The following is a 24,932-nucleotide window of genomic DNA, read 5'->3' on the forward strand; positions in this document are numbered from 1 at the left end:
AACACACCTTATCTTCTATGAGTAATCATATAAAACATCAATATTTTTTTATTTAAAGTTTCAATTTCAATTCGGTAAAGTTTCGATATTTATTACTCTCTTAGGTAGGCGAAAAGTAAATATTGACCCTGGTAATGCAACCATGTTTCGGCTCAAATCAGGCGAAACCCTCAAAAATGGTGAAAACTACACAGGGAAAACTTTTTCAGACTATTGTGCCTAAAATTCTCAACCCCGTGATCGTCGTTTAAGATTCAAGGACAGTTAAGAGATTTAAAACATTCGTAACTGGAGATGTAAGAATACCGGAACTTGACCGGAACTCGACCGGAACTGTGACGAATATTAGTGGTTAATGTTAAAAACGCTGAAACCATCTTTTTCATTTCCGCACAATCGGTTAGTGTCAATCAATTGTGATAGGGCATTTCTCAAGTAAAGGACACTCTTTTTCTCTTCGCCCCACTTGCGGCTGTTTCTGATAGCAGCAAAAGAAGTTGGAGGGCTAGCAGTAGCTGCAACGATCGCCACAATCTGTTCCAAATCAGCCTCAGAAATACTATTTTCTTCTACTTCCAGAAATTCCAGTTCTTGATAAGGCTTTGAAAAAATGGACTCCAGATGATTAACTGCATCTGATGGAGCAATTTTCTCCCCTCTGGGTATGACTGCCCTTTCATGCTGTTGAACTAATTCCGGGAAGAACTGAAGTAATGTTCTAGCTGGATCTGGTTGCCCATTGCCTGGGTGCAAATGGGTCTTTAGCCATTCGGGAATCATGCCCAAGTTGCCACCAATAACAGGTTCTCCAAAGTTATTAGGGTTGGCTTTGAAATATTCTCCACTAGCGACATTCATTTTGCGTAGACCACCAGCGCTAACCGCTTGAGCTACACAGCCAATAAAGTTAACCGATTGCTTAAAGGTATTTGCCAGCCCAGCCGTAGCTTTACCGACTACGCTTGTCAGGTTAGAGCCATGCAAGACGATAATTAATGTACCACCCGACTTAGCGAAGCGAGAAAGTAAATATTGAATCGCCCAGGTGCGATCGCTCTCCTCCAACAATGACAGCAACCGCATTGCCTCATCAATTACTAGCAGTAAATTTTTATGGGAGTAAGGTTCGCTTCCATCTAAACCCTTGAGAAATTTCAATAAATCACGAGCGACGAGTTGATCAGCCCCATCAGCATCAATATCTGGGTATTTAAGAGCAGAGGTCAAGTTGCAGGCAAAGGGGTAAACGTCCACCCCGGCTGTAAAGTATTGGGTATTCAATCCGGGGTCAAGTGCAGTTGATAATGTTGCTAAGATTGCTGCTAAGGTTCCCTTGCCACCTCGCTGAGTACCAGCGATCGCAATGACTTGAGAACTCATCATATCTTCTACTTGAAAACCATTTTTTGTTAAAGCAGCGATGAGTGCGTTTGCCCTATTAACTAGAGGGAGATTAATTATAGTGTCTGGTACAAGCCCATCAGAGGAAGATGACTGTAACTCTGTCGGTCTAGAAAGCTCCGCAGCTTGGTTCATCTTCCCAATATCTATCTGTGGCGATTGAAACTGCTTGATATCTACAGTCGGTGGTAACTGGATGTTTGCCTGTGCAATGGCACTGACCTCCGACCGATTCACCCGGCTGTCAATCGTCACATCCTGTAAATGGAGAGCCATGCTTTCATAAGTGGGTAGCTGACGACCCTTGAGCTTGCTAAACCAGCCAAACATCCAGCGATAAGCATAAAAACGTTTTCCTGGTTCAACTTGCGTTAAATATTGGACAATATTTTCAAACTCAGCTAGAAGAAAGGTGTACTCTTCTGCTGATTGTCGCTCTAAGAATTTAACAGTATTGGCAAGATGATCTGCTTGATAATTACTCCTCGCATCATAATCTCCCAAAAGAGCTAGAGCGTCTACAAAATTACCACGTACAAAAGGCAAGGGGGCAATTTCTTTAGTGCGGTTCGAGTGTTCGACAACAAACCATAGCCATGCAGCACCACCAATTAAACCACCAACTAATGCCAAAGGGTTCACCGCATAACAAACCGCTCCGATCCCAGAAGCCAACAAACCAAGTACACGGGTCATGTCTGCTTCATTCTCAGATGCCCGTGCCATTTCAAATAATCCATCTTTTCTCTCTTGCAGCCATTGGGCAATATTTCCGGCTTCCAAGTGAGACAAGCTAGGATATGATTCGCGTAAATGTTCAGTTTCCTTAGTTGTAATTTTTGGGATATCGTTACTTTGCATAAATGCCTCCCTTGGTAAACGTTGCCGCCCTTTTTATAGTTATTGGTTTTTTGGGCGGTTTCCGTTCTAATCCTTTGTCAACCGCCAAATAGCGAACCCAATTTCACCTGCCATCATTGTGCCTATGTTAAAAAATATGCAGCCCAAAATCATGAATGGTGCTGTAAATTCAAATGGGTTACGAGCCGCAAAGGTGGTGACAATATCGAACACCCAAACCGCAATCACAACCAGCCCTGCGCTAGAGCGATCGCGTATACCTGCGGTTTTGTAGTCCGCCCAGAGTTGGCCTACTAAGTCAATCTTGCCACTAGGCTTGGTTTCAAGCTCATAAACCATGTGGTCTTGAAGCTCCCGCCTCGCTGAATCTGGGTTTTTACCGCGTAAGGCATGAGCTTCAATTACTTGCACACCGATAGAAATTATGAATGCCAGGTAAAAAAACGGGTTGAAAAGTGCAAACGGCACATTTAGCCAATTCCAAGTCGGCTCAAACCACGGGCAAACAGGCGGGGCTTGAAAGATTAATTGCCAAGTTGAATCAGCACTAATCATGGAACCGCCGATAAATAAAATCCCGCCAACTAACGCACGACCTGCACCACCGTTAGCAACAAACTGATTAACGATAGCAGCCGCAGCCCGAATGGGTAAGCCAACAATCATCACAACAGCCTTGGCACAAAAATCAATGATTTCACCAAGCGATCGCTTCTTACCTTTAGGCTTACTATCGCTGTTGCCAGTACTATTAGTTTCTGCACTTGATGAACTATTAGCCATTACTTTTTCCTCACTGGTTTGATATTTTGAACGCTTTTACAAATCCCTTTGGCTTTGTATTTCCACTTCCAAATTCCTTCTTCAATCCGCCCAATACACCTACCTGTTGCATCAAAAACATCAACAATCTCATCATCAAGATATAGGGTTGTGTCTGGTCTGGGATTGCGTTTAGCGCTATCAAAGTAATTGGTAATTCTCAGCTTGCGACTTGTGGGCATCACTCCCGCCTCATATAGAGCATCACTGGTTTTTGCCCGTTCTTCTATGCGGGAACGTTCTAATTCTTCTGAGGCTTTTAGCCGTTGAAGCTCTGCATAAGCCCCCAACTTGGGTACTAAAGGGATGATTACAGGCAACATGCAGATGCCAACACCAGCCAAAGCTAAGTACAGTTGTTTCTTATACATGAGACTGCTGTGCTATAGCGCGTTCTTACTACAAATTTTTCCCATGTTTCACACATAAAATGAGGCGTTTCATGTTTCATGACCCTGAAACATTGATGAAACCGTTGAAACAGTTTCGTGAAACAGTGCTGTGAAACAGCTGGATGAAACACTACCCTTCATAACGCCTTTCGAGCAAGGAATTAGCTAGTGTTTCGTGTTTCATGTTTCACGTTTCACGCTGGGGGAATGCTGTTTCATGCTGTTTCACGCCCTGAAACACTGATGAAACGGTTGAAACGTTTCATGAAACAGTGCTGTGAAACAGCTTCGTGAAACAATCCCGCCCATAAAGGCTTTCGAGCAAGGAATTAGCTGGTGTTTCATGTTTCACGTTTCACGTTTCACGCTGGGGGAATGCTGTTTCATGCTGTTTCACGACCTGAAACACTGATGAAACCGTTGAAACTGTTTCATGAAACAGTTCTGTGAAACAGTTTATGAAACACTCCCGGCCATCACTCTTACTTTGATGCCCGTCCCAGGAATGTCAATCCTGCACCAATAAGTAATCCCAAGGGAATGAACACCCCACTGCCGATTAATCCAGTAGCTACAACGCTACCAACGAGATATGCACTGCCACCTAAAGCGCCAACAACTGAAGTAGCAAACAATCCCGTACTCAAAATATCCATAACTTGATTTTTCCTTTGATGAGTTAATAGCTCTTGAAGTAATCGGATTTCAGCAACAGTGGCAACAGTTTCATTTTGGATCTGTAACAATGCCGCCACTGTTTTATAAGCTTCTAAAATCGGATCTGTGTCCCCATCGAAGAAACTCTCTCCCGCAACAAATTGAGTCGCGCCTTGAGTTGTTCTTTTTTTTGAATAGACTTCCCCAGCCTTGTTGAGGCTTCTTCTGCCAAATTAATCAAACTCTGATCTATCTCGGTAATCTGATTATCAACTTCCAACATGGATTGTTCAGCAAAGGCATCCAACACCGTCCCTTTGGCTCCAATCAAGGATTCCATGAACAATAAAGCTCCAGTGACACCAGTTGATGCACCCAAAATCTTAGATTGCTCATTTTGAACAGCTATAGCACCAGAAATAGTCTCTTTATCAGCCGCAGTCAACTTGTATGAGGCTTGTTGAATTGCCTCATCAGCTTTGGTGATTGTGGCTTCGGGTATATCTGCTACAGATGATTGTTGAGGCTGTAATCTCTCACTATTGGTAATATCTTGGAATCTAGCTAAAATCTCCTCTGGAACTAGTGAATCGACCGTCCATTTTTGCTCTGGATATTGACGGCGTAGCTCATCAACTACTTTTCCTGGTACTTTGTTGAGAGCTTGTGCGAATTCTTTAACAATCATGATTTAGGCTCCTAAAAACTTTTCGGGGTGATTTTTTAATTCAATTGCCACCTTCTTCAAAGAACCTTTGGCTAAAACGTAACTTCTAATTCTTTGAAGCACAGGTAAATGCCAGTTTGTCAACTTTGCTCGTCCGTTTAGCCCTCCGTTATCTTCGTCCCGAAAATCCTCAAATTCTGGCAGGTACAAAGAAGCTAAGTCTAAATACTTTTGGAACTGTCTAATTCCAACTGATGGCTCCAATTGTTTGGCTGCCTCCTCTCGTGTTAACAATTGTTCAACTACACAGCTTCCCTGAATTAGCAATGGTTTCGGCTCCTAGAGTTCCGACTGAATTCCGACTGAGTTCCGATTGAGTTCCGATTGAATTCCGGTTGAGTTCCGATTGAATTCCGGTACTGATAATACTAATAATAAAAAAACCACCGACTGGTGGGGAGGGTTTTTCTAATGGCTTAGTGTTTGGGAAACACTAACTTCTTAATAAGTAATTATGAATCGCTCCAAAATGATTAAGTACATACGGCTTTGGTTCGACAAATCTGGAGCTATTTTCATCAGCTAACCAGTTTTTTAGCGCCTCGACTGAGTAACCTGACAAACGACTCATTTGGTAAGTCGAGAAATTATGGACTTTTTTAAATTCTTTAGGATGTATTGGCTTAATACCAATATTTTTCATTACGATTGCTCCTACTATTTGTGAAGCTATTGTGGGAGTATTCCATTCTTTAACGTACCATACCGCACAAGAATTTGCAAACATAACGCAAACTGCCGTACTATCTTTATATTATTTCTCTGTTATGTATGCCGAAATCAGGATTTAAAACAATCACAGTACCGGACTGGATTGTTGATGAAATTAAGAGACAGCCTGACTATAAAGGGAATCAAGCTGCCACTTTGGGGGCGCTCGTTAGGGATGGTGTTGCGGCTCGTGGCGGAGAATTGGAAAACCCAGCAATATTCCTTGTACAAGTACTGAATCACTTACCTAATTGGGAGCGGCGCGAATCCTGGGAGTTAGCGCTGACTATTTTAAGTTGGTTGCAAGAAACAGAGCATGATGCTGATTGATCGGATTGATAAAATTGGTTCATGGGTAATTTTGGTGCTATGCGAACAAAAGTAGAACTAATTCGCGGTCAAGATAACACGATTGTGGAAGCAGATTTAGTGGAGCTAGCGCAAAAGCACGTCGATGATTACGCTAACAACTGGAAAGAACAATTAAAATTGCATGGGCAATCAGACAAGTTTTGGGACTGGGAGTTTAAACTTGAGTTTGTCATTAGCAGACAACCAAACCGCGAAGGCTATGCAATTGAGTACGAAGGTGAAACTCAAGGCTTAATGCTGATTGAAACCCAAATGCACGGTTCTCGCCTATTAGAGGGTAAACGCTTGGTATACATTGATGGTATAGCTACCGCGCCTTGGAATCGGGCATATATTCAACGTCCTCCGAAATTAAAAGGTGTTGGAACTGCATTCTTAGCGTTTGCCAGAACTCGCAGTTTAGAGCTAGGTTATGAGGGAAGAGTAGGGTTACACTCACTACCTGGAGTAGAAGAATTTTATGACAACCAAGGAATGATTGATGTGGGAGAAGATGAAGATTACGACGATCTAGTTTATTTTGAGTATGGAGTTTTTCGTTCTCCTGTATGAGGTAGTAAAGCTAAATGAGTCAATTATTTGATGAAGAATCTTTAAGAAAAAGTGTTGAAGCTGAGGATAAAGTTGGTGGCAACATTGGGGCTGGATTAGATTGGGGGTCAGCATTTGGTTCTTTAATGGGCAATCTAGAACTGTTGGGACGTTTCACGACGTTGCGTATTTCTCTAAATAGAGAAGTGCGGTTGCTGCTGAATAATTGGAATTTAGGTACAGCTACGAAAATTGCTGTAAAAACTGCAAGAGAAAGAATACTTGAAAATTTTAGACTGCCGACACCAGAGGTAAGAGAATACATACTTGCTACTCTGGAAAATGATCAGCTTTATGGTGAAGAATTCATTTCTAATCGAGAAATACTGCGCGAACTTCTTGGATTGTTATTAAAACAAGAAGATTGGGAAACTATTGCAGCAGTTGCAGCAGATTCGTTAAAGAAAGAAATTATACATCAAGCTGTTGGTGAAAAAATCTCAGCATAATTTATATTTTCAAAAAAAATGAATGATTTTGTTTGTGAACAAGAAAGTTTTGTACAAGATGATGTGACTACACGTTTACGTCGTCTAGCTATACACTTGTCACAAATTCAATCTTTGTGGACTCAAGGCTCATCAGAGGATTTAATACTGGCTTTGGTTGATGAAAGCCGATACTTTATTGAGTGGACTGTACCAGATATGGTAAAGGCAGATGATATTGACCGAGCCTGTGAATTAGTTGATTTAGTTCGTCTTCTGACTCGTTGGCTATTCCATTGGGACGATATCTGGACTGATGCTGAACAAAAGCAATCTGCATCTGCTCAAATTTCATATTGGTTACAGCGAGTTTTGGAAATATCTGGTACTGAACCGGAATCAATGAGTGCTTGATCTCTATGAAGTCTGACGTTGTTTAACCAACACTGAACGCAAGTACTGCCGACAGGCTGCTTCTCCCCGATAAATCAGAATACGAAGCGCTTGTACTTCTTGGATCGGAGAAACACAGATTTCAGCGATGGCTGCAATCAGATTTTGTTGCTTCTGCACGTAATCTTGATGGCACTGTTCTAATTCCTGAATCTTAGAGTTTAACTCCTGTATCTGTCGCAATGCTTTTGTTAAAGAAGATTCTTTGTTTTTAGAGCGATTATCCAGAGTGAATGTCATGTTGTGGCTCCTATGTAAAACATGATTTTCTTGATGGTTTTCACAATCAGCGCATTGATCGCCAAGCAGCCGTGGGGATGAACATCTGTTATCGTTGTTTTTTGGTGGTTCGTGCTTAGATAACAAAGCTCCGAAGTCGTAAATCGTTACTGTTGGTTTTAGTTCTGGTTCAAGTTTTGGAAATGACTCTATTACGAGTTCAGGATTGCCCAAACCAATTGCATTTTTAATTTCCTGCTCCATGACTGGATTCTCCTTGTTGAGAAAATTGCTCTACCTCATCAATTGCGTCTACTACTTCTCCTAAAATATTGAACGCATCGTTTAGCACAACATCATTTGAGGTAGAAAAGTGTTCTGACGATTGAATTTTACGATAATCTCGACTACTCCCCACAAGCCGCAACGTATATTGACATCCTTGTAAAATAGTCCGAATCTCTGCTGTGGTTAATCTGATTTCCATTGTTGTTCCTCCTAAAACTTGTCCTCATGAATACTGAAACTCGCTCCAATCAAAGCACTGCCCAAGAAGCCTGAAAAACTAACTAACATCATCCCCAAGCAAGTCTTTTTCTGATGCTGCCAATGTTGAGAACTTGTAGCAATCTCCATTCCCCAGCACCCCATTGCTCCAACTCCCGAAAACCCAGTCAAGAGCAGAGAGATAATTGCAATTGTTTCTATGGTGCGGTCGTTGACGCTCTGTGGTCTAAAGACACACAGATTCTCTAAGAGTTTTTGCCGTATCTCTTAGATATCCGATTGTCAGCCACTGTATACTGGGTTAAATCAAATAAACTTAACTGAATATTCAATGACTCATAGGCATGGTTCCTGGACTCTCCACCCATCGGCAGCGATATCTTCACAGGCATAACTTTCCGAGAGTCCCCCGGTAGAGTCTTTTTGATGTTTTTGGGGAAGACTAATCCCACACGTTTTGCAATTGTTCGAGAAGCTTTTGTGTCAGCGTGTTGTGTGTATCCGCAGTTAGTACAGAGAAATTTTTCTCCACTGCGATTACTCTTGTCAGTATGTCTGCACTGTGGACATTCCTGACTGCTATGCTTGGGATTAACTAGGATAACTGGTTTACCAGATTTAGCAGCTAACCAAGCAATTTTGGCGAATAAATCACCCCAAGCACAATCAAGGATAGCCTTGTTTAAACCACTCTTGCGACTAGCACCATTTCTCTTATATCCACCTTTGCCATCACGTTTTGGTTTGGCACGCTTAACCATGTTCTTGATGTTCAGGTCTTCACGCCCAACAGCATCAGCAGTTTTGACAATCTTACTGGCTGCTTGCCAATTGTAGCCGTCTCGATGTTGTGCTAGTTTATGTTGTGTTCTGGCAATTCTAGCGTATGCCTTGTTTTTGTTTTGAGAACCCTGAAGCTTGCGGCTTAAGGCACGTTGACGCATAGTTAAACGTCTAGATGTTTTGATGTTAGTTGTAACTCTAATATTTTCAACAAAACTACCATCTGACAAAGCTACAAGCTTATTCACACCAACATCAATCCCGACTACTGATTTGATTTGAGATATTGGCTTTTCTTTTGGTAGTTCTTGAGGTAGTTGAACTAACATCGATAAGAACCAGTAACCACCTGTTCTTTTAACAGTACAAGTCCTTACGGATTGAATACTGGTTAAATCTCGACTATTGTGCATTTTGACATTGCCAATCCCTGGAAGATAGACAGTGGCATAATTATCTTTAATTGTCTTAATTTTAACGTGTCCTGGTGAGTAATTGAAACTATTTAAAGTTCGGAAATAACGTGGGAATCCTTTACCATGCCGCCAAAAATTTGTAAATGCAGTATCTAACTTTAGGATGTTACCCTGCAAGACAACAGTACTAATCTCACTAAAATGTTTGAGTTTACGTCTTAACCTTGTTGTTACTTTTATCTGGATATTAGAAGCACTATCCCACTTGATAATAGATGACGATGTTTTCAGGGCAATATTTAGATCAGTTGGAATAACACCATGTTTCAGCACGGGACAAGTTAGTGGACAATATCCACCATATTCAACTCTGGTTTTCAGATCGCAGTAACTACCAAAAGCATAATTAACTGGTTGATCAGCATTCTGATTATTAGTATTGTATCCAATCTCTCGTTCTCTAAGTGCATAGTTTCTATGCTTCCTGAGAGTGATTAACCACTGCGACATTTTTGCTTGTTGAAGCTGACAGGGCTTTAACTTAAAGTTCCATCGGACTAGCACCTTTGTTAACTCCTTTTTGGCGTAGAAATGTAGAATTTGACTTTTTCATGTTTTTGAAACTATGACTGTGACAAAGCCCGTGTTTGTTGTAGCTGCTTGTATTCATCCCAATTCCTGGGATTATGAGGTGATGACGTTGACTCTTCAAATTCCCAGTTCTGATAATTGGTATCGAAAAACTCAATGGCTGCATCAAACCCACACTGTAAAAATCTGGTGTATGATTCTTCCGAGCAAAGAATAGACTCAACAATTGCAGTCAAGAGTTTGAGGTTGGTTTCAGTAGCAGCACCCTCCTTGTCGAGCCATTCAATTGTTTCCAGGAGTTGTTGTTTAGCAGAAGCCGCAGTAGATGGTGGTAATGTTGCTATGGGAATAAAGCCTGTTAATTTTTTCATAAATCCTCCATGTCACCGAAATCGGTTGTCACCTTTTTTTGAGATTTGACTTTACTGATTTGAAATTCGTTGACTTTAATTACAGGCATCACAGCCTCTTTGACTGCTACTTTCGCCTGATGATAGAGAAATTGAACTACACCGTCCGCATCTTCTTCATCTTCCACTTGTGCCCATAAAGAACAGCCCAATTCGATTGATTCATAATTGCCCAAGTTAAATTTTCTGGAATAACTAACTGAGACAGTACCGATTTTCATTGACTTATTTGAACCGCTAATTTATGTAGTGGCGACTCAAAGATGAATCGCCTTTTTCGTGTTTAATTACCACTTGTTACCTTGCGGCATTGCTGTCTGATTTTGCCCTTTCAGAGATGTCCGTGCCTCAGTCTCCGAAACCGGAGGTAATGCTGGTGCAGTGACAGCATTGCTAGCCCAGCGCTCATAAGTATCATTCGTTACCCAGTGGAGTGTTGTCCCAGATTCAGCACCAGAGCGAATCATTTCGGCTGCAACGAGGGCATCCTTTTCAAAATCAGACTGTGGGTTGCGATACGACCACTGAATAAACCAGTCAGCAATTCTCATTTTGAAAACAAAAGAATATAAAATCCTCTTATTTACCTAAAAAACTTCTGTCTAATTATGATTTATTTGAAAAATAATCATGATAATTGGCTGAAGAGAAATAATTTAAAAAATCTGCCCATGAAAAATAGATTTCAACTTATAAATATAGCTGAAACTCAGACCTACTTTGTAAATTCTCTCAATTAATAATCTTTACCTCCTGTCAAAAATTTGACATTTTTAACTAGAATTTGCTTTTGTGATCGGGACATATTCGGTAAGAATAAATAAGAAAAGCTCCGACCAACTTTTAAACCAGATAAATTTTATTAAGGTACGAATATCATTAAATAAATTAGTCCGAGTTACTAATAATTCACGAATTTTTTGATAGGTAGAATTGACTAAATCTAAAACAGTATGAAATAAAAAAGCTAGTAAATTTAAAGACAATAAGAACTCGCACAGATGATTTTGACCATGACCAAAGTTATGCTCTAAATTATAACCGTGATTTTTTAGAACATTATTACCTTCATTCTCAACTTTCCATCTACTGCGTCCAGCTTTGACAATCTCTTCAACATTGTTTTCGGTGATCTTATGATTAGTTATCCAATTATTTCTGTAGATAATTTTCTGTGTTTTCTCATTAATAACAGTCACTTCGCACCAATTAGCTTCGAGACTTGAGTCTCCATTTCGTAAAGGAACTCTAGAAGCATAACGATAACGATAAATTAAATTTTTTCGGCCATCCCATTGTTTCTTTTCAACAGTTGTAACTTCTCCACTTCTTTCTAAAAATTCTAGCCATTCATATAAAGTTTTATGTGACGTTTCCAGACAAACAAAAATAAAATTATAACCTTGTTGTAGCACCAAGGTACAAATAGGTTGGCGAGAATACAAGTCATCCCCTAAAAGGGTTACAGGATAACCATATTTATTTTGATGATTCTTATTCAACCATCTTTTAACAGCCGCATTTTCACAATCTTCTTTTTGATGTCCATCTTGCTTTTTAATAAATTCTGGTTCTAAATTAATCACTTGTTTTTGATTAGGAGAAACCACAATAGGTGTGACACAGCCATGAAAATAAGTTGTAGTTCCGTTTCGATGATTACGGCAATTACAATGAGGACAATTAATTTTTTTAGATGAAAAATATTCTGTACCATCTAAAGCTATTAAAATTTCTCCATCCAAGTAGAGAAACTTTTTCAAAACTCCATTTCTATTTAACCATTCATAGACTTTTTGAAAAGACTTAAATATCGTAGCAGATGGAACTGGGTCTAACAAATTTCTTATTTGACTATCACCCGGAATTGTCTCAATTGAAAATAAACTTTCAGCATTATCTTTCCCCTTATTGCTTTTCATCAAACGTTGATGATCTAAAAACGAGGGTGATTGAGTAAAAAAGACTGAAAAGGCAGCCATCACTGCATCTTCTACCTGATATCTGGTATTATTTCCGCGCTTTCTCTCATCGGGTAGGTCATGTAATGATGACCGTAAAAATTGCATTAATTCAGGAATCTCTAGAGTTGCCGCCTTTGGAATCATCTTAGAGTAGTTTGATTAATTAATATTTTTCAATTCACTAATTTTACCAAAGCTCGACAACTATTATAAATTGTTATTTTAATTGAGTTCTATATTCTAAAAACAGAACTGTTTTCCTGGATTTACCCTTCGGTTTCAGGCAATTTCCATAATACATGAGTATTTATACTTAATTAATGAAGCCAATTTTTTTAGTGATGTCTGCGGCGAGCTGTTCGGTGTCGCTTTTCCCTGAAAAACTAATTATTTTATGCTACGTTTTCAATTTCAAAATGGTGATTAATACCCTATTTATTTCAAAATGAGAATTGCTGTAAACCAGTACGTTCCCAGCGTCCCTTCCACTTTCTGAAACTCCGCGCAGAAAATGTAGTTTTTCAGTACGCTAGCGATCGCCTGATAACAGAACTCTTTTGGATCTCCTGGCATCCCTTCCTCGCACCACTGCTGGAAAGCGCGATGGGCGAAGTGATTGTACAGTCCGGCGAAACTGTCTTTACTCCGGCGATGCATTAAGAAACAAAGCAGCATCGAAGCTGGGCCCTTGAACTGGTCTTTGAGTCCGCCAGCAACAGGAATCACCCAAAGTTCGGTAAATGGCTCGTTGGTAAAGTTTTCGTTGATTGTGAGTAAGCGGTCAGGACGAGAGATTGCGATCGCAAAATCAGCCTTATTACCTTTGAGATATCCTCCTGCTTGTGCTTCTAGGATTGTAAGTTTTGGAGGACAATCGAGAAGAAATTGCCCGTACTCTTTAGCGCAATTCGCTTGTAGTTTCGGTTGGCTGGGTGGAATGAGAAAGACACTGTTGTTGATAATGATTGTTTCCATAATTGCGTTGTTGTTGCTAAAAATTGCATTGATACTGGATAGTGTTCGACTTAGCTATTTATGACAATGCCAGGAATTGTTTTTAACTCGTATTTCAACACTTCGATTTGATATAGTCGCTTTTTAATCTCTGCTTCTAGAAGTGTTTTCAATTCCTGCGGTTAGAGCAATTTAATCTCGTTCTCTAAATGATTTTCTTCGCTAGTATCAACCATCTCAATGCTGAGTATTTGACATAAATACCCAGCTTTTACACCAACAATTCCCGCTTCAATTTCAGTAGATAGTTCCTCAATGGTTGAATGAAAACCAGGGTCTTCATCATTGATCTCAACCTCAATTAAACCTGCTTTATTTGATACAAGAGTTGCCCAACTTGGCAAAGCTTGAGGAATACTGGTTACATAGAGTTTCATTATTTTGATTCCTGATTAAACTTGATTTCAACAACTTCTTCTACACAACCCATCGCCTCACCCAAGTAATGCAATGTATCACCCACGTGAGTTGCTACTTCTGGGTCAATCTTCTTGTCTGCAATTAACAAGAGCCAGTTTTCATCTTGAGCGATCGCCTGAATCTTCAGGTAGCACGAGTTGAACTGCTTCAGTATTTCTATCGGTTCCATTGCTATATTTATGATGTAAGTAAAACAGTCTTATTGAGGAAGTGGGCAGCAACGCCCACCCCTTTCCTTACGCAGCAACCAAATGTTTCGCTGCTGGAATATATCTCTTTAACCGCTCCCACTCGTCACTCGTTAGCGCATCGAATTCTTTATCTAGCAACTCTTCTTCTGTGGGCAATTTTTCTGTAGTCGCTTTTGATACCCTTGCCACATTCATGAAGTCATCTAACCCAACTGCTGCATCAACTGGCTCGGCGTATCGAAGAGAATCGACTCCGTTAGACCAGTGGGTAATATGCTGAAATATCACCCCAATCATGGAATCATCTGTGTACACTCGATAATTTCTGGGGCAAGCTCCGCCAACGTAAACTAGTTTGTATCCAAGGATTTCCATGACCTCTGCGTTGGGGTTGGTTGGAGGTAGGAGTATTTTGTCAAGAGATTCTTCAAACTGAGTCTGTTGAAGAGAAAATGTGCTAATCATTGTCTGTGTGCCATGATGATTTCGATTATCTAAATTTCCTTTGAGTGGCGATTGCAGTTGTTTGGGGCAGCAATCGCCTTTCTCACTTGCAGTACTAGAGATTTCTTATACATCTGCATTCGCATCTGTAGCAGGTAGGAGAATATTTTCTTGACACTTACCTACTTTAAGTGAGAGGTTACTTGCTACACTTTGTGCCATGATTCACTTCATTAACGATTTAGCTTGAAGGCGATTGCATAACTCTAGTGGTCTGTCAAGCTAAAAATTGTGAGTTAGAGGGAAAATAGAGAGGCTATTAACTGTAAACCTCACCAGATATCCTAATAACTGATTATGCTCAAGACCTATATTGTCCGGTTAAGTCAAGAGGAACGGCAGACCCTACAAGATTTGGTATCCATAGGCAAAGCAGCGGCTTACAAAATTAAGCACGCCAATATTTTGTTAAATATTGATGTCAATGGACAGGGATGGACGGACTCCGAAGCTGCTGCCGCCAATAGTAGCCACCGGAACACAGTCGCAAATCTAAGGGAGCGATTGGTAAAAGAAGGTATAGATTCAGCATTAAACCGTAAGCCCAGTAAAATGCCGCCTCGTCAACCGATCATTGATGGAGAGGTGGAAGCAAAACTAATCGCTTTGCGTTGTGGGGAACCGCCTGCTGGTCAGGCACGTTGGACATTGAGGTTACTGGCAGACAAGGCGGTCGAGTTAGAAATTGTGCCAGCAATTAGTCACGAAACCGTGCGTCAAGTGCTAAAAAAAATGCACTCAAACCTCATTTGCGGCAGATGTATGTGATTCCACCAGAACAAAATGCCGAGTTTGTATCTCACATGGAAGATGTTCTGGAGATTTATCACCTGCCCTATGACCCCAAGCGTCCGGTGATTTGCATGGATGAGCAACCTATACAATTGATCAAAGAAACCCGTATTCCTCTGCCAGCCAAACCTGGACAGCCAGAGTCGGTGGATTATGAATACGAACGCAATGGAACAGCCAATATCTTTATGTTTACAGAACCGTTGTCTGGGTGGCGCAAAACAGTCATCAGTGAACGGAGAACAGCGGTTGACTGGGCAACAGAAATTAAGCACTTACTCGACAACGACTATCCTGATAGCGACAAAGTTATTTTAATATGTGACCAGCTAAATACTCATAAACTTGCCTCACTTTATCAAGCTTTTGAGCCGTCTACAGCCCGTTCTCTGGTCGAACGTTTGGAAATTCACCATACTCCCAAACATGGGAGTTGGCTCAATATTGCTGAAAACGAATTGTCCGCAATGACCCGACAATGCCTAGATCGTCGGATTCCTGATCTTGAAACTTTAGAACAAGAAACAACGGCTTGGTATATTCAACGCAATCATTCACAAAAGTCTGTAGATTGGCAGTTCACAACAGCGGATGCCCGTATCCGTCTCAAGCGTCTTTATCCACAAATAGAAAATTGACAGACCACTAGGAGGAGCAATCGCCTTTCTCGCTTCAGCAACTTACGCCGCTACTGCCGCTCGGACTCGCAGCAGCCCAATCACTTGTTCAGCACTAGCAGCCACACGATTGACTCCGTACTGTCTGGGTCTGGCGTACCAAGCTTGTTGATTGCACCCGACGAAGCCGACAAAGTGCCCGTTTTGATAGAGTTTGGTGCTAAACGAGAGCCAATCAATTTCCCCGTGGTATAAACCAAAAACAGTGCAGGCTTTTTCTAGTTCATCGCTTAAACGTTCATTGCGTTCCAGTGCTGTTTCCGGCAGAGTCGCTTTGACCTCTGCAACTCTTTTTGCGAACCAGTCTCTATCGAAGGGAAGTCGTCCGCCACAGACTAACTGCACCCAGACTGTGATTCCGCCTTCAATCCAGATCGTGCGAACTGATTCGGGTTGGACTTCGATAATCTCACCAATAATGCGGCGATCTCTGCTGGTGAGAGGGTCTTGTGTGGGGGCTACAGCTTCGGCTTGGGATTCGAGGTGGCTGTATAGTTCTGCTTGGGCTAGGGCTTGCTCATCAACAGAAGAACTAGGAATTGCTTGCTGTGTATGTGTTATGTAGGTCATAATATTGATCTCCATTCAGTTGGATAAAAAGCGATCGCAGAAGTTGTCCAGACCGAGCGATCGCTTTTGTTATGTGTGCAAACAACGTTGTGGTTTAGCACAACGCTCTCAAATAGATTTGGCGTAGCCATCAAAGCTAGTTGCTAAGAGCATTCTCAAGACAGCAGACAGCAGCATCATGGGATGTGTAAGGAAGTGCTGTGTTCGGAAGAGGACACTCTACTAAATTCAGCTTTGCTGTAAAATCTTTGATTTCTAGACGAATGGCACTAAATAACCAGTTTTTTAAGACTTGGTAGGTCATCGAGATCATCCTCGCTGGCTTGAGCATTACAAGTTTGGCTTCCGGCTGCTAGTCCCGGTGGCACTTGGTTTTGTGGTTAGTTGAATGAGTGAATGTTTGGTAATTTGGCTTGCGAACCCTTGATTGCATTCGGGTGTAGACGGTTCGTTTTTCTTACCCTTATACATAAAATATTAGTACACCTATTAGTAGTAGTCAATAGGGTAGTAGTTACTTTTAGATAGAGATTTGTAATACTACTATTGGTTGCACATAAGCAACTCTAATACCAATAGATGTAAGTCCTATATGTTTACATCCAATAGTAGTACCACTATAATAGGAGTATTATTTGGAGAGGATGATTGTGTTTATCGCATTAAAAAAATTGAGAGAGGCTGCGGGTCTTTCTCAGAATGACCTAGCTAGAAAGACTGGTTATAGTCCTCAGTTCATCCAAAAAATTGAACAAAATAAGGTTAAATCACTCACATTAGATGCAGCAGCAAGATTCTGTGAAGCCCTTAATTGTAAGCCTGGAGACTTGCTTGAGGAAGGTGAGCCACCCAAAAGATTAAGGATAGAAAAAAGTGTCACTCTCAATTCTCAAGCAGAAACAGAGACTTTAGCGAATAGAAGGAAAATTCTGGGCGAAAGTGCAGAAGTTGATCTACTAAAAGCAGCGTAAAAGCTAAAAGCGACCGCCCGCCGACCAAAGCAATGCGATCGCCTGCTCAATCCGTTGATCACAAAGTGAGCTTATTATAATGCTGACACATTTTTGTGCAAATACCCTTCAGTATCTTCTCAGTTCACTTTGGTTAAACTGCAACACCCCAACTTTCAAGCATTTACCATACATAGTGGGCAAGAGATATGCTGACACTAGACAGAGAACAAACAACAGCACTCGATTACAGTGTTATCAACACCAGCATCCAAGAAACCTTTACCGCCATCGACCGATTCGAGTGGCAAGCGGTAGATGAAATTCTCCAGATGAGGGAACAACAGCTTTACCTGCAAGCTGGATATAAAAACTTTGAAGAATACTGCCAGCGTGAGTTATACGCCTGGGGCGGATACCGACGAATCAACCAACTGCTAGGAGCCAAAAAGGTCATAGACGCGGTTGGCGAGTTGGGCGGACACATCAAAAATGAGCGTCAGGCTCGTCCGTTACTTCGCTTAGTTAAAGAACCAGAGAAACTAAAACAAGCTGTAGCGATCGCTCTCAAAGATAACCCGTCCCCTGGCGAATCAGACTTTGCGGCTGCTGCAAATATTGTGGTTCCCCAAGTTCCACGCAAAAAACATATTGTTCAGGAACCAATGGTTCCCAAAATTGAAGAACCAGTGGTTCCTCAAAAAGCTATTGTCACAGTTTCACAACAGTCACACCCAAGGTATGGAGAAGAGGGAACCATTGAGGCAGACGCACCAAATCGCTGGCAACAGATTGTTACCTTTGCTGATGGTGAAAGGATGTTGATCAACAATGCTGATTTGGATGCCCCAAGCGTTTCATTTCCCAGAGAACGCACTTACCCCGCAGAATATACGGAAGCGATCGCTGCTATTGAAGAACGCCATAAACAGGAACTAGAGCGACTTTCCCAGGAATTGAGGATTGGTTTGCAAACAGAGGCCACAGCCAGAGCAGAAGCCCAGGTACAAGAACAAATCCAATCCTTGCAACAACTGTTTAAACAACAGAAAGAAGAAAATATCCAGTTACAGCAAAGCCTCTTGGAGATGGAGGGGTTGCGGAAACTGGAGATTGAGAATCAGCGACTTCAGCAACGTATCCAAGAATTAGAACACGCCGTACAACAGCGCCCTTCTCAAGAATGGGGAAATACCATGACCCAGCAAGCGACTAAAGCGTTGAACAAGCAGGTGAAGCAAGCACTGGAGAAGACAATTGATCTGCGATCACTAGCCCAAGAACCGCCCAAGGAGAATGCCCAAGAATGTCTGCGGCTTATGGGTATGGCATTGAAAAACCTTGCCAGTGCTATGAACAATACCCAAGCGTTAGAGGCTGCGGCAATCATTCTGGGAAGTGAGCCGACACAATCCGCGATCGCATATCGGGCCGAACAACTGGAAATGTTGCCCCAAGCGGTTAGTGATATTAGAGCAGTGCTAGCTAAACCAGGGTGTAGTTGGCAAGAGTTTTGGGACGTTGCTCAAGAGTACGAAGTGATTAAATCAGACTATTGGGCAGAATTGACTACCCAGGAAACAGAGTTAATTACCGCACTCCAGAACACATCCTCTCAACCAGACACTATTGGCGTTGGTTCTATAGTTGCCCATGCTGACCCATACCGTACTTTGTATGTCGAGAGGGGCGAGGTGATTCAGGATTTGGGAGATGAGGTAATCGTCGCCTGGGATCACTGGAAGGAACAATCAAAGAAGACTGACAGGTATTTCCGAGACGAGTTGCGCTTTTGGAAAGACGAGAACGAGTAAAGAAAGATTCGCTTTGAGATAGCCAAAAAACTTAAACGCGGCATGGGTGCAATGTCGCTCACATTGTCATGGAAAAATTTCAGTAAATCGCAAAGTTTTTTCCAAGAGAGCGATCGCCAATATTTTGTAACTTGAGATACATTTTCTGCGAAACTATCTTAACCCGTAGGCTGGGATAAATTACTTTTACTTATAGTTAAGCAACTTTTAACGATTGCTAACCCGATGGAATATAAATACCTTTAACACTTCCATATTTGCGCTCAACAACTTGACGTAGAAAAGCTAACATTTGTTTAAGACAGAAAAGGTTACGATAAATTAATCGCCTACCCTTTCGTTTTCGACTAATCTTAAACCAAAGAAGATAAACCCAAATATTGACTAACACAAAAGAAATACCAACATATAATAATCTCAATACGGGCTTCTTATTATTTGTTCTGATTCGACATAGATTTTTTAATCTATAACTGCTTTCAATTCCAAATCTTTTTCGATAATCTTGATGAATGTAAGATAGGTTTATTTTCGACTTATAAACAACATAAGCAAAGTATTCAATACCATGTTGTTTTCTTGTCCCTTTTTTGTATTTGCAGATAATCCATAAGCTAAAGGTAACATTATTATCTTTCTCTTCACCCATTGTGTAAGTAGTTTTATAACTACTTCTGCCTTTAAGAAATTGATTTACACCACCCTTTTTTCCTCTTCTAATCGCTGGCATTATAAAGGGAATATCCAAGGCTTGCAACCACCTGATTACAGCGATACTAAAAAATCCTCTATCCAAATACAGTGTTTTTACATTTACTTTAATAGTCTCAAGTTCAGCTAATAAGTAGGTGATAATGGCAACATTTGTATCTAACCAACGTACTCCTCTAATCGCCAGTGTAATCCGTTTCCCCTTGGTTAATATATATAAAGTTGCATAGGCATAAAAAGAACAAGTTCCTGACTTAGCCTGACTTCTATAAATATAAGGGTCTTCATCACTATCAGGTTTCCCATAGTAAGGAATTAAATTTAAATCAATGGCAATTTTATGATATGCATTTTTAATACGATGAGGAATTCTACTTTTGAGAGCTAAATTGATTTGATTTTCTAGCTGCTCAAAATTATTGATTTTATCTAAGTGATACCTGATATCGCTACCACATGGACTACTATTTAAAACTTTTGTTGTATTCTCAATACTATCTCCACTACTTGCTGCTCTCACTAATATTTCAAATAGAGTTTTCTGATCGCAAACTCCTTGGGTCTCAATAGAAATATTTTCACTTAAACAATCCAGAACTTCGTCAAGGGTTTCTGAATCAGTTAGTGCAAGCTGTTTTGGTAAAGTCGTCAATGGTCATTATTTGGGTGGATGTACATTCTTGATAATTTCAGTTTTTGAACCTCTTTTATTGAATATAAGTTTTAATTATAAAATAGGTATTATTTAGAACTAACTTCTACTGAGTGTCTACTTAGCGATCGCTCTTTAGCAAAACTTTGCGATTTACTGAATTTAGGAGAAAATATGACTACTACAGCGTTAAAAGCAATCAACGGTGGCAGCAAGCAGCGAAGCGATCGCAAAGAAGCAGATGTAGATAAATCAATTAGACCACATTGCAAAGTATCGATAGAGGATATTAACTGGGTTCGTCAACAGCCTCCATCTGTGCAGCAGCTTTGGTTAGATAGCGTGGCGGCTGAACAATTCGGAGGTTCTGCTCATAAACTCGACACTAACCTCACCTACAAATCTTTGCAAAAAGCAGGGGCGGCGTTAACTGCTCAAGGATTATTTCAGTTTGAGGAAGTGTTTGGCCGCTTGCCTTCCGGTAGACCTGGATTGATTAGCTACCGTGTACGTAACCTTCATGGTTATTACAATCGCTTTTACTGGGAATCGTCCACGTCTGCGGAAACCAATTCTTGTGACGAGAAAGCCGTCCACGCCGGGGACAAAGTAAACCAGTCCAGACGGAATGAAAATCACCCTGGCGTGGAACAAATTCAGTCTGATTTGGAATCATTCCAAAAGAATGGTCAAAAAAGTGAGGAATTGCAAGGGTTACAAAAACCTAATAACGTTTCTAACTACCCGTTAACTACCTACCAACAACCAACTAAGGTTGTTGGTATGGTAGTTGGTTCGGACGCGCCAACTGAAAATCCGCGTGTTGAGGAAACGGCTCATGCGCCCTTGAGGGGCGCGTCGCCTCAGACTGTTGAAAGCGTGTCAGAGAACGAGGAAGACTCGCCTACGGCGAATTACTGCACGACGCTAACGCTTGTGGAAGCTGTACAGGGTGAATCTGCTTCGTTGATAGAAGAAAGCCAAAATTGTGGTGATGAGCCGAAAGACTGTTATGAAGGTACTTTCTCCGCCGCGCCCGTTGCTAAGAGTGAAAAATCTTTAAATTCTGCGATCGCTAATCAAACTCAGGGGCAAGCAGAAGTAGGTAATCCTGCTTCGTTGTTGGTTGAAAATCAAGATTGTGGTGTTGAGGTGAGGGACTGTCATGAGGGTATTTGTTCCGCCGCACCCGTGTCATTAAATCAAAATGAGATATTTGAATGGTTGGATAGAGCAAACAGTGGAGAATGCCCCCCCTTGTGGGTAATTCAATATTTGCTAGACAGCAAGTATTACGCCAGCATAAGAGCAACAATTAGCAAGTTTGAGAAGCAGTGGAATATATCTGTAGTCAATTATCAGGTGCAAGAATCTAGTGAGGCGTTGTTTACCACTGAAGACATCGCCATGAGATCCCAAGCTAGACTATTGCGAATGGAGAAACTGAAGATGGCTTCTCAGTTTAGGGAAAATCCTGGTTTTGACTTCCTCCAACAATGCTGGAATGACGACCCTGCTTTGCAGATTGCGATCAAGAAGTTGGTGGCGAAGTTTCCGCAGTGGGGGATTGCGATTGTGGATGGGGTGCTAGTGAAGTGGAATGAGTAGTGATCGCAGAACTTTTTGGTTTACTGAAATTGAATAACTCAACCACACTTCTTTGCTTTCTAAGGATCATTGATTTTTTCAGACTGATTCGCTTGTAGTAAGAGATTCATATTAAGTTGTATGCAACTTAATTGATTATCTTTATTTAAAAAATAATCCAAACTTTAAGAGTCAAAACTTTAAGCAGGCTAATGCCAAAGTTCAGTAGTGGTAATTAGCTTTAATTCTTAAGAGAAAGGTTCATTGTCTGCTATCTCATAGTGTTAGACATTTTTTGCCCATTTTGCCAAGACAATCTCAAAAGGTCTGTTAAGTGTTAATCTATTTAAAAAATACTTCTTTTCATCTTTTGGGAATCCTGAACAAGTGTATATGTAGGCAATTTGTTGCCAAACATCCATCGTTTGATAGCTCTCTTTATATTCTCGTAGCCAATCAAAGGCTGCATTTTGTTTCGCTGATAAGAGTATCTCTCTTCTAGCGAATGGTTCACTAGAAGTATATTGCCTAGCTAATGCAGAAAAATGGTTGATATATTGATTCTTAGTGAACAAACTCAAAATAGAAAGTCGAAAGTATTCGTTACCTTGTACTTCATTGGATTCTAGTAAATTTAGTAATTTCTCACCAATTATTATCCATTTTTCCGGCTCTATAGATTGAACTGAAGACAGATAAATACATATATTAGAAAAACAGGGAGCTAAGTTTGCTATATTCTCAAGTGAAATATCAATTGCGCCAGGATGTCCTATCTGCGTTAAGCGCCTATAAAACCATCGAAGGCGAATGTAATCTACTTCCTTTTGCCCTAAATTGCTAAATTGGGAGCTAAATTTTTGAACTATTAAACTGGGAGCAAATGATTCTATAAATTGTTTTATCATTGATGTCACATATCTATTTTTACCCATATAGTCTTTTATAATACTGCTAATTATATTCCCAGATATTGCCTTCCAGTCCTCATCAGAAATTACATTGTAAGAAAGCGTTGCATAAGGATTGTCACCTGAATACTTCCGAACGATCTTTAAAACTCTGTCTTCGGCAAAACTAATTGGTCGATCCTCAACCATACTTCGGCATAAGGCTCTAAATTCAGAGGCTTTATAAAACTTGGTCTTATGTCTTTGAAGCATTAGCCTTTGCTGCTTATCGAGAGTTGATGCTATAGAAGCCAATGCCTGCTTTGCAGAATTAGGAGAATCACAAAAGACTAATATATCGTCTGCAAAGCGCATAAACTTGATGCCAATGGAGGAAAGGCTATTATCGATTGGAATCATTGCACTTTCAGCGATTAAATGGATGGCATGAGGCCCTATAGGTACTCCTCGAGATACTCCTGCTGTTGTTGACTCTAATAAGGAAATTATCCACTTTATAGCCTGATTAGGAAATTGTGATGCAATTAATTGATTTTCAATTATATGATGATAAATTTGATTGTAAAAATCAGCAATATCACAATATAAAATAGTGTTAAAACTTTTACTTTCTGTGTAGGCTGACTGCCAAAAGTCGTTCCATGCGGTTTGGCTTGCATAAAGTCCTAGTGTGGCATCTGGTTTAAATCTATAGCTAAACACTTTTGTATTTGGCAATCTTCGATTTTCAATGCCCTGTCCATATTGATAAATTAATGCTGTAAAGAGAATTGAATCTTGCGGATCTAATTGTGTTGCTTGGCGATATGCTATTTCATCTTTGGGAACAATAAAGCGACGACAAGAACCAGGCGGGAACAATGATAAATCTTTTCCTTCAACAAGTTTTACAAATTCATCTGCCATTTGATTAATAGCATCAAATTCTAAAATTTTCGGAAACAAATCTCCATCAGAATGACTGTGTACAAACTTAATAGACCAATGAATTGAATCGCTGCTCAAAGACATATATAGCTCCTATTTGTATAAATATTTATTATGCCGATACCTTTCCATATATCATACTCAGCAATTCAGGTTTTGGGATTTTTTTAATGTTTAAATCAGGTAAATTTATTTTCTAACGAAGTCTGTATTCTTGTTCTACAGGGAGCAATGCGATTTTTTCCTGCAACGGCGGTGATAATCTTAGGGATTGAATCGACACCATCTGTGATCGCAGATCAAACTCAGGGGCAGGTAAAACAAGGTAATCCCACTTCGTTGTTAGTTGAAAATTCAGTTTCAGGTGTAGGAGTCAAAGCAGATCATGAGGGTGAAAGTTCCGCCGCGCCCGTCACTGAAAAATGGTCGTATGAGGCGATTGTTGCAAGGGCAAATGCGCGACCTGTAAGAAGGGAAAAACTGAATCGAGCGGCGAATTCGGGCGAGAATCCGGGATTTGACTTTTTGCAGGAATGTTGGAATGATGATCCGGCTTTACAGATTGTGATTAAGAAATTGCTGGCGAAGTTTCCGCAGTGGGGGATTGTTGCGGTGGATGGGTGTTGGTGAAGTGGGATGAGTAACGCGATTGCCTTTCATTGCAGTACCAGAATACGATAAGTGAAGGGTTAAGCCTTCTCCTTTGGAGACACTAGTGCGAACGGCTATTGCTTATTTGAAAGAAGAGTTACGAACTTGGAAGAGTCCGCACAGACCAAATCTGATGTGATTGCTTGGTTTGAGTAAGCAAGGCGGGAGAGAATTGTGATTGCTATGTCGGGGGCAGATATGTATACACCAGAAGGTGAGACAGTGACGTTAGCCGAGATGATGCGGCGGTATCCAG

The 24,932-nt window shown here is 40.8% G+C and carries 31 protein-coding genes and 1 pseudogene; 10 read left to right on the plus strand and 22 right to left on the minus strand.

Features of this window, described 5'->3' with window-relative positions; translation table 11 throughout:
• Window positions 1-345: 345 nt before the first annotated feature.
• The 7 genes from RRG12_RS25585 to RRG12_RS25615 form a co-directional block, all read right to left on the minus strand.
• On the minus strand, window positions 346-2,262 hold the full coding sequence (locus RRG12_RS25585; protein WP_420761100.1) for a hypothetical protein: 1,917 nt from the start codon (window positions 2,260-2,262) through the stop codon (window positions 346-348).
• Window positions 2,263-2,328: 66 nt separating this feature from the next.
• Entirely contained in the window at window positions 2,329-3,045 is a 717-nt protein-coding gene (locus tag RRG12_RS25590) for a hypothetical protein (protein ID WP_420761101.1), read from the minus strand.
• Window positions 3,045-3,455, minus strand: coding sequence for a hypothetical protein (locus tag RRG12_RS25595; protein ID WP_420761102.1), 411 nt, complete (start codon window positions 3,453-3,455; stop codon window positions 3,045-3,047). Before RRG12_RS25595 ends, RRG12_RS25590 begins: the two co-directional genes overlap by 1 nt.
• Window positions 3,456-3,958: 503 nt before the next feature.
• The gene (locus RRG12_RS25600) at window positions 3,959-4,231 is read right to left on the minus strand and encodes a hypothetical protein (RefSeq protein WP_420761103.1); all 273 of its coding nucleotides are present in this window, start codon (window positions 4,229-4,231) and stop codon (window positions 3,959-3,961) included.
• Window positions 4,232-4,245: 14 nt separating this feature from the next.
• Window positions 4,246-4,821 (minus strand): hypothetical protein, encoded by a 576-nt coding sequence (locus RRG12_RS25605; protein ID WP_420761104.1) that lies wholly within the window; start codon window positions 4,819-4,821, stop codon window positions 4,246-4,248.
• A 3-nt stretch (window positions 4,822-4,824) separates the two neighbouring features.
• A complete protein-coding gene (locus RRG12_RS25610; RefSeq protein WP_163934648.1) occupies window positions 4,825-5,127 on the minus strand; it encodes a hypothetical protein in 303 nt (100 codons plus the stop codon).
• A 166-nt stretch (window positions 5,128-5,293) separates the two neighbouring features.
• Complete coding sequence (locus RRG12_RS25615) at window positions 5,294-5,587, minus strand: hypothetical protein (RefSeq protein ID WP_190937083.1); 294 nt, start codon at window positions 5,585-5,587, stop codon at window positions 5,294-5,296.
• Between the two features lie 44 nt (window positions 5,588-5,631).
• Between RRG12_RS25615 and RRG12_RS25620 the strand changes: the two genes are divergently transcribed.
• Genes RRG12_RS25620 through RRG12_RS25635 form a run of 4 tightly spaced genes read left to right on the plus strand, consistent with a single transcriptional unit; the run spans window position 5,632 to window position 7,376 of the window.
• Window positions 5,632-5,901, plus strand: a complete 270-nt coding sequence (locus RRG12_RS25620) for a hypothetical protein (protein ID WP_190937082.1) — start codon at window positions 5,632-5,634, stop codon at window positions 5,899-5,901.
• A 39-nt stretch (window positions 5,902-5,940) separates the two neighbouring features.
• A complete protein-coding gene (locus RRG12_RS25625; RefSeq protein ID WP_420761136.1) occupies window positions 5,941-6,495 on the plus strand; it encodes a GNAT family N-acetyltransferase in 555 nt (184 codons plus the stop codon).
• Window positions 6,496-6,509: 14 nt separating this feature from the next.
• Complete coding sequence (locus tag RRG12_RS25630; protein ID WP_179076900.1) at window positions 6,510-6,983, plus strand: hypothetical protein; 474 nt, start codon at window positions 6,510-6,512, stop codon at window positions 6,981-6,983.
• An 18-nt stretch (window positions 6,984-7,001) separates the two neighbouring features.
• Complete coding sequence (locus RRG12_RS25635; protein WP_420761105.1) at window positions 7,002-7,376, plus strand: hypothetical protein; 375 nt, start codon at window positions 7,002-7,004, stop codon at window positions 7,374-7,376.
• Between the two features lie 3 nt (window positions 7,377-7,379).
• On the opposite strand, the gene RRG12_RS25640 is transcribed toward RRG12_RS25635, so the two are convergent.
• The 11 genes and pseudogenes from RRG12_RS25640 to RRG12_RS25690 all read right to left on the minus strand — a co-directional run bounded on the left by RRG12_RS25640 (window position 7,380) and on the right by RRG12_RS25690 (window position 14,395).
• Window positions 7,380-7,898, minus strand: coding sequence for a hypothetical protein (locus RRG12_RS25640; RefSeq protein ID WP_420761106.1), 519 nt, complete (start codon window positions 7,896-7,898; stop codon window positions 7,380-7,382).
• Complete coding sequence (locus tag RRG12_RS25645; RefSeq protein ID WP_420761107.1) at window positions 7,882-8,121, minus strand: hypothetical protein; 240 nt, start codon at window positions 8,119-8,121, stop codon at window positions 7,882-7,884. Before RRG12_RS25645 ends, RRG12_RS25640 begins: the two co-directional genes overlap by 17 nt.
• A gap of 265 nt (window positions 8,122-8,386) precedes the next feature.
• Window positions 8,387-9,904, minus strand: a complete 1,518-nt coding sequence (locus RRG12_RS25650) for an RNA-guided endonuclease InsQ/TnpB family protein (RefSeq protein ID WP_420761108.1) — start codon at window positions 9,902-9,904, stop codon at window positions 8,387-8,389.
• Window positions 9,905-9,963: 59 nt separating this feature from the next.
• A complete protein-coding gene (locus RRG12_RS25655; protein WP_420761109.1) occupies window positions 9,964-10,302 on the minus strand; it encodes a hypothetical protein in 339 nt (112 codons plus the stop codon).
• On the minus strand, window positions 10,299-10,562 hold the full coding sequence (locus tag RRG12_RS25660) for a hypothetical protein (protein WP_420761110.1): 264 nt from the start codon (window positions 10,560-10,562) through the stop codon (window positions 10,299-10,301). The genes RRG12_RS25655 and RRG12_RS25660 overlap by 4 nt, the downstream gene beginning before the upstream one ends.
• Before the next feature lie 66 nt (window positions 10,563-10,628).
• Window positions 10,629-10,892: a hypothetical protein gene (locus RRG12_RS25665; RefSeq protein WP_420761111.1), complete on the minus strand. Its 264-nt coding sequence runs from the start codon at window positions 10,890-10,892 to the stop codon at window positions 10,629-10,631.
• Window positions 10,893-11,203: 311 nt separating this feature from the next.
• Window positions 11,204-12,449, minus strand: a pseudogene (locus tag RRG12_RS25670) (ISNCY family transposase).
• 291 nt (window positions 12,450-12,740) lie between these two features.
• Entirely contained in the window at window positions 12,741-13,280 is a 540-nt protein-coding gene (locus RRG12_RS25675) for a hypothetical protein (protein ID WP_420761112.1), read from the minus strand.
• A 161-nt stretch (window positions 13,281-13,441) separates the two neighbouring features.
• Window positions 13,442-13,696: a hypothetical protein gene (locus RRG12_RS25680; RefSeq protein ID WP_420761113.1), complete on the minus strand. Its 255-nt coding sequence runs from the start codon at window positions 13,694-13,696 to the stop codon at window positions 13,442-13,444.
• Window positions 13,696-13,908, minus strand: a complete 213-nt coding sequence (locus RRG12_RS25685; protein ID WP_420761114.1) for a hypothetical protein — start codon at window positions 13,906-13,908, stop codon at window positions 13,696-13,698. Before RRG12_RS25685 ends, RRG12_RS25680 begins: the two co-directional genes overlap by 1 nt.
• 67 nt (window positions 13,909-13,975) lie before the next feature.
• The gene (locus RRG12_RS25690) at window positions 13,976-14,395 is read right to left on the minus strand and encodes a hypothetical protein (RefSeq protein WP_420759703.1); all 420 of its coding nucleotides are present in this window, start codon (window positions 14,393-14,395) and stop codon (window positions 13,976-13,978) included.
• Window positions 14,396-14,731: 336 nt separating this feature from the next.
• Between RRG12_RS25690 and RRG12_RS25695 the strand changes: the two genes are divergently transcribed.
• Window positions 14,732-15,864, plus strand: a protein-coding gene (locus RRG12_RS25695; RefSeq protein WP_420761115.1) for an IS630 family transposase whose coding sequence is annotated in 2 segments (ribosomal slippage) — window positions 14,732-15,158 and window positions 15,158-15,864 — 1,134 coding nt in all. Because the reading frame shifts where the segments join, the coding sequence is not laid out codon by codon here.
• Between the two features lie 42 nt (window positions 15,865-15,906).
• Here the strand turns inward: RRG12_RS25695 and RRG12_RS25700 are convergent.
• Window positions 15,907-16,473 carry a hypothetical protein gene (locus RRG12_RS25700; RefSeq protein ID WP_420761116.1) on the minus strand — a complete coding sequence of 189 codons (567 nt, stop codon included), beginning with the start codon at window positions 16,471-16,473 and terminating at the stop codon, window positions 15,907-15,909.
• Window positions 16,474-16,477: 4 nt separating this feature from the next.
• On the opposite strand from RRG12_RS25700, the gene RRG12_RS25705 reads away from it, so the two are divergent.
• Entirely contained in the window at window positions 16,478-16,600 is a 123-nt protein-coding gene (locus RRG12_RS25705) for a hypothetical protein (RefSeq protein WP_420761117.1), read from the plus strand.
• A gap of 9 nt (window positions 16,601-16,609) precedes the next feature.
• Here RRG12_RS25705 and RRG12_RS25710 read toward each other — a convergent pair whose 3' ends face one another.
• The gene (locus tag RRG12_RS25710; RefSeq protein WP_420761118.1) at window positions 16,610-16,777 is read right to left on the minus strand and encodes a hypothetical protein; all 168 of its coding nucleotides are present in this window, start codon (window positions 16,775-16,777) and stop codon (window positions 16,610-16,612) included.
• A 340-nt stretch (window positions 16,778-17,117) separates the two neighbouring features.
• On the opposite strand from RRG12_RS25710, the gene RRG12_RS25715 reads away from it, so the two are divergent.
• Together RRG12_RS25715 and RRG12_RS25720 are read left to right on the plus strand one after the other, a co-directional pair.
• A complete protein-coding gene (locus RRG12_RS25715) occupies window positions 17,118-17,444 on the plus strand; it encodes a helix-turn-helix domain-containing protein (protein ID WP_179064054.1) in 327 nt (108 codons plus the stop codon).
• 188 nt (window positions 17,445-17,632) lie between these two features.
• The gene (locus tag RRG12_RS25720; protein ID WP_420761119.1) at window positions 17,633-19,237 is read left to right on the plus strand and encodes a hypothetical protein; all 1,605 of its coding nucleotides are present in this window, start codon (window positions 17,633-17,635) and stop codon (window positions 19,235-19,237) included.
• 217 nt (window positions 19,238-19,454) lie between these two features.
• Here RRG12_RS25720 and RRG12_RS25725 read toward each other — a convergent pair whose 3' ends face one another.
• A complete protein-coding gene (locus RRG12_RS25725; protein WP_420759152.1) occupies window positions 19,455-20,600 on the minus strand; it encodes an ISH3 family transposase in 1,146 nt (381 codons plus the stop codon).
• A gap of 174 nt (window positions 20,601-20,774) precedes the next feature.
• On the opposite strand from RRG12_RS25725, the gene RRG12_RS25730 reads away from it, so the two are divergent.
• On the plus strand, window positions 20,775-22,208 hold the full coding sequence (locus RRG12_RS25730; protein WP_420761120.1) for a hypothetical protein: 1,434 nt from the start codon (window positions 20,775-20,777) through the stop codon (window positions 22,206-22,208).
• Window positions 22,209-22,471: 263 nt separating this feature from the next.
• Here RRG12_RS25730 and RRG12_RS25735 read toward each other — a convergent pair whose 3' ends face one another.
• On the minus strand, window positions 22,472-24,109 hold the full coding sequence (locus RRG12_RS25735) for an RNA-directed DNA polymerase (protein WP_420761121.1): 1,638 nt from the start codon (window positions 24,107-24,109) through the stop codon (window positions 22,472-22,474).
• 147 nt (window positions 24,110-24,256) lie between these two features.
• On the opposite strand from RRG12_RS25735, the gene RRG12_RS25740 reads away from it, so the two are divergent.
• Window positions 24,257-24,655: a hypothetical protein gene (locus tag RRG12_RS25740; RefSeq protein WP_420761122.1), complete on the plus strand. Its 399-nt coding sequence runs from the start codon at window positions 24,257-24,259 to the stop codon at window positions 24,653-24,655.
• The last annotated feature ends 277 nt before the right edge of the window (window positions 24,656-24,932 follow it).

The organism is Nostoc sp. CALU 546 (assembly GCF_048836525.1).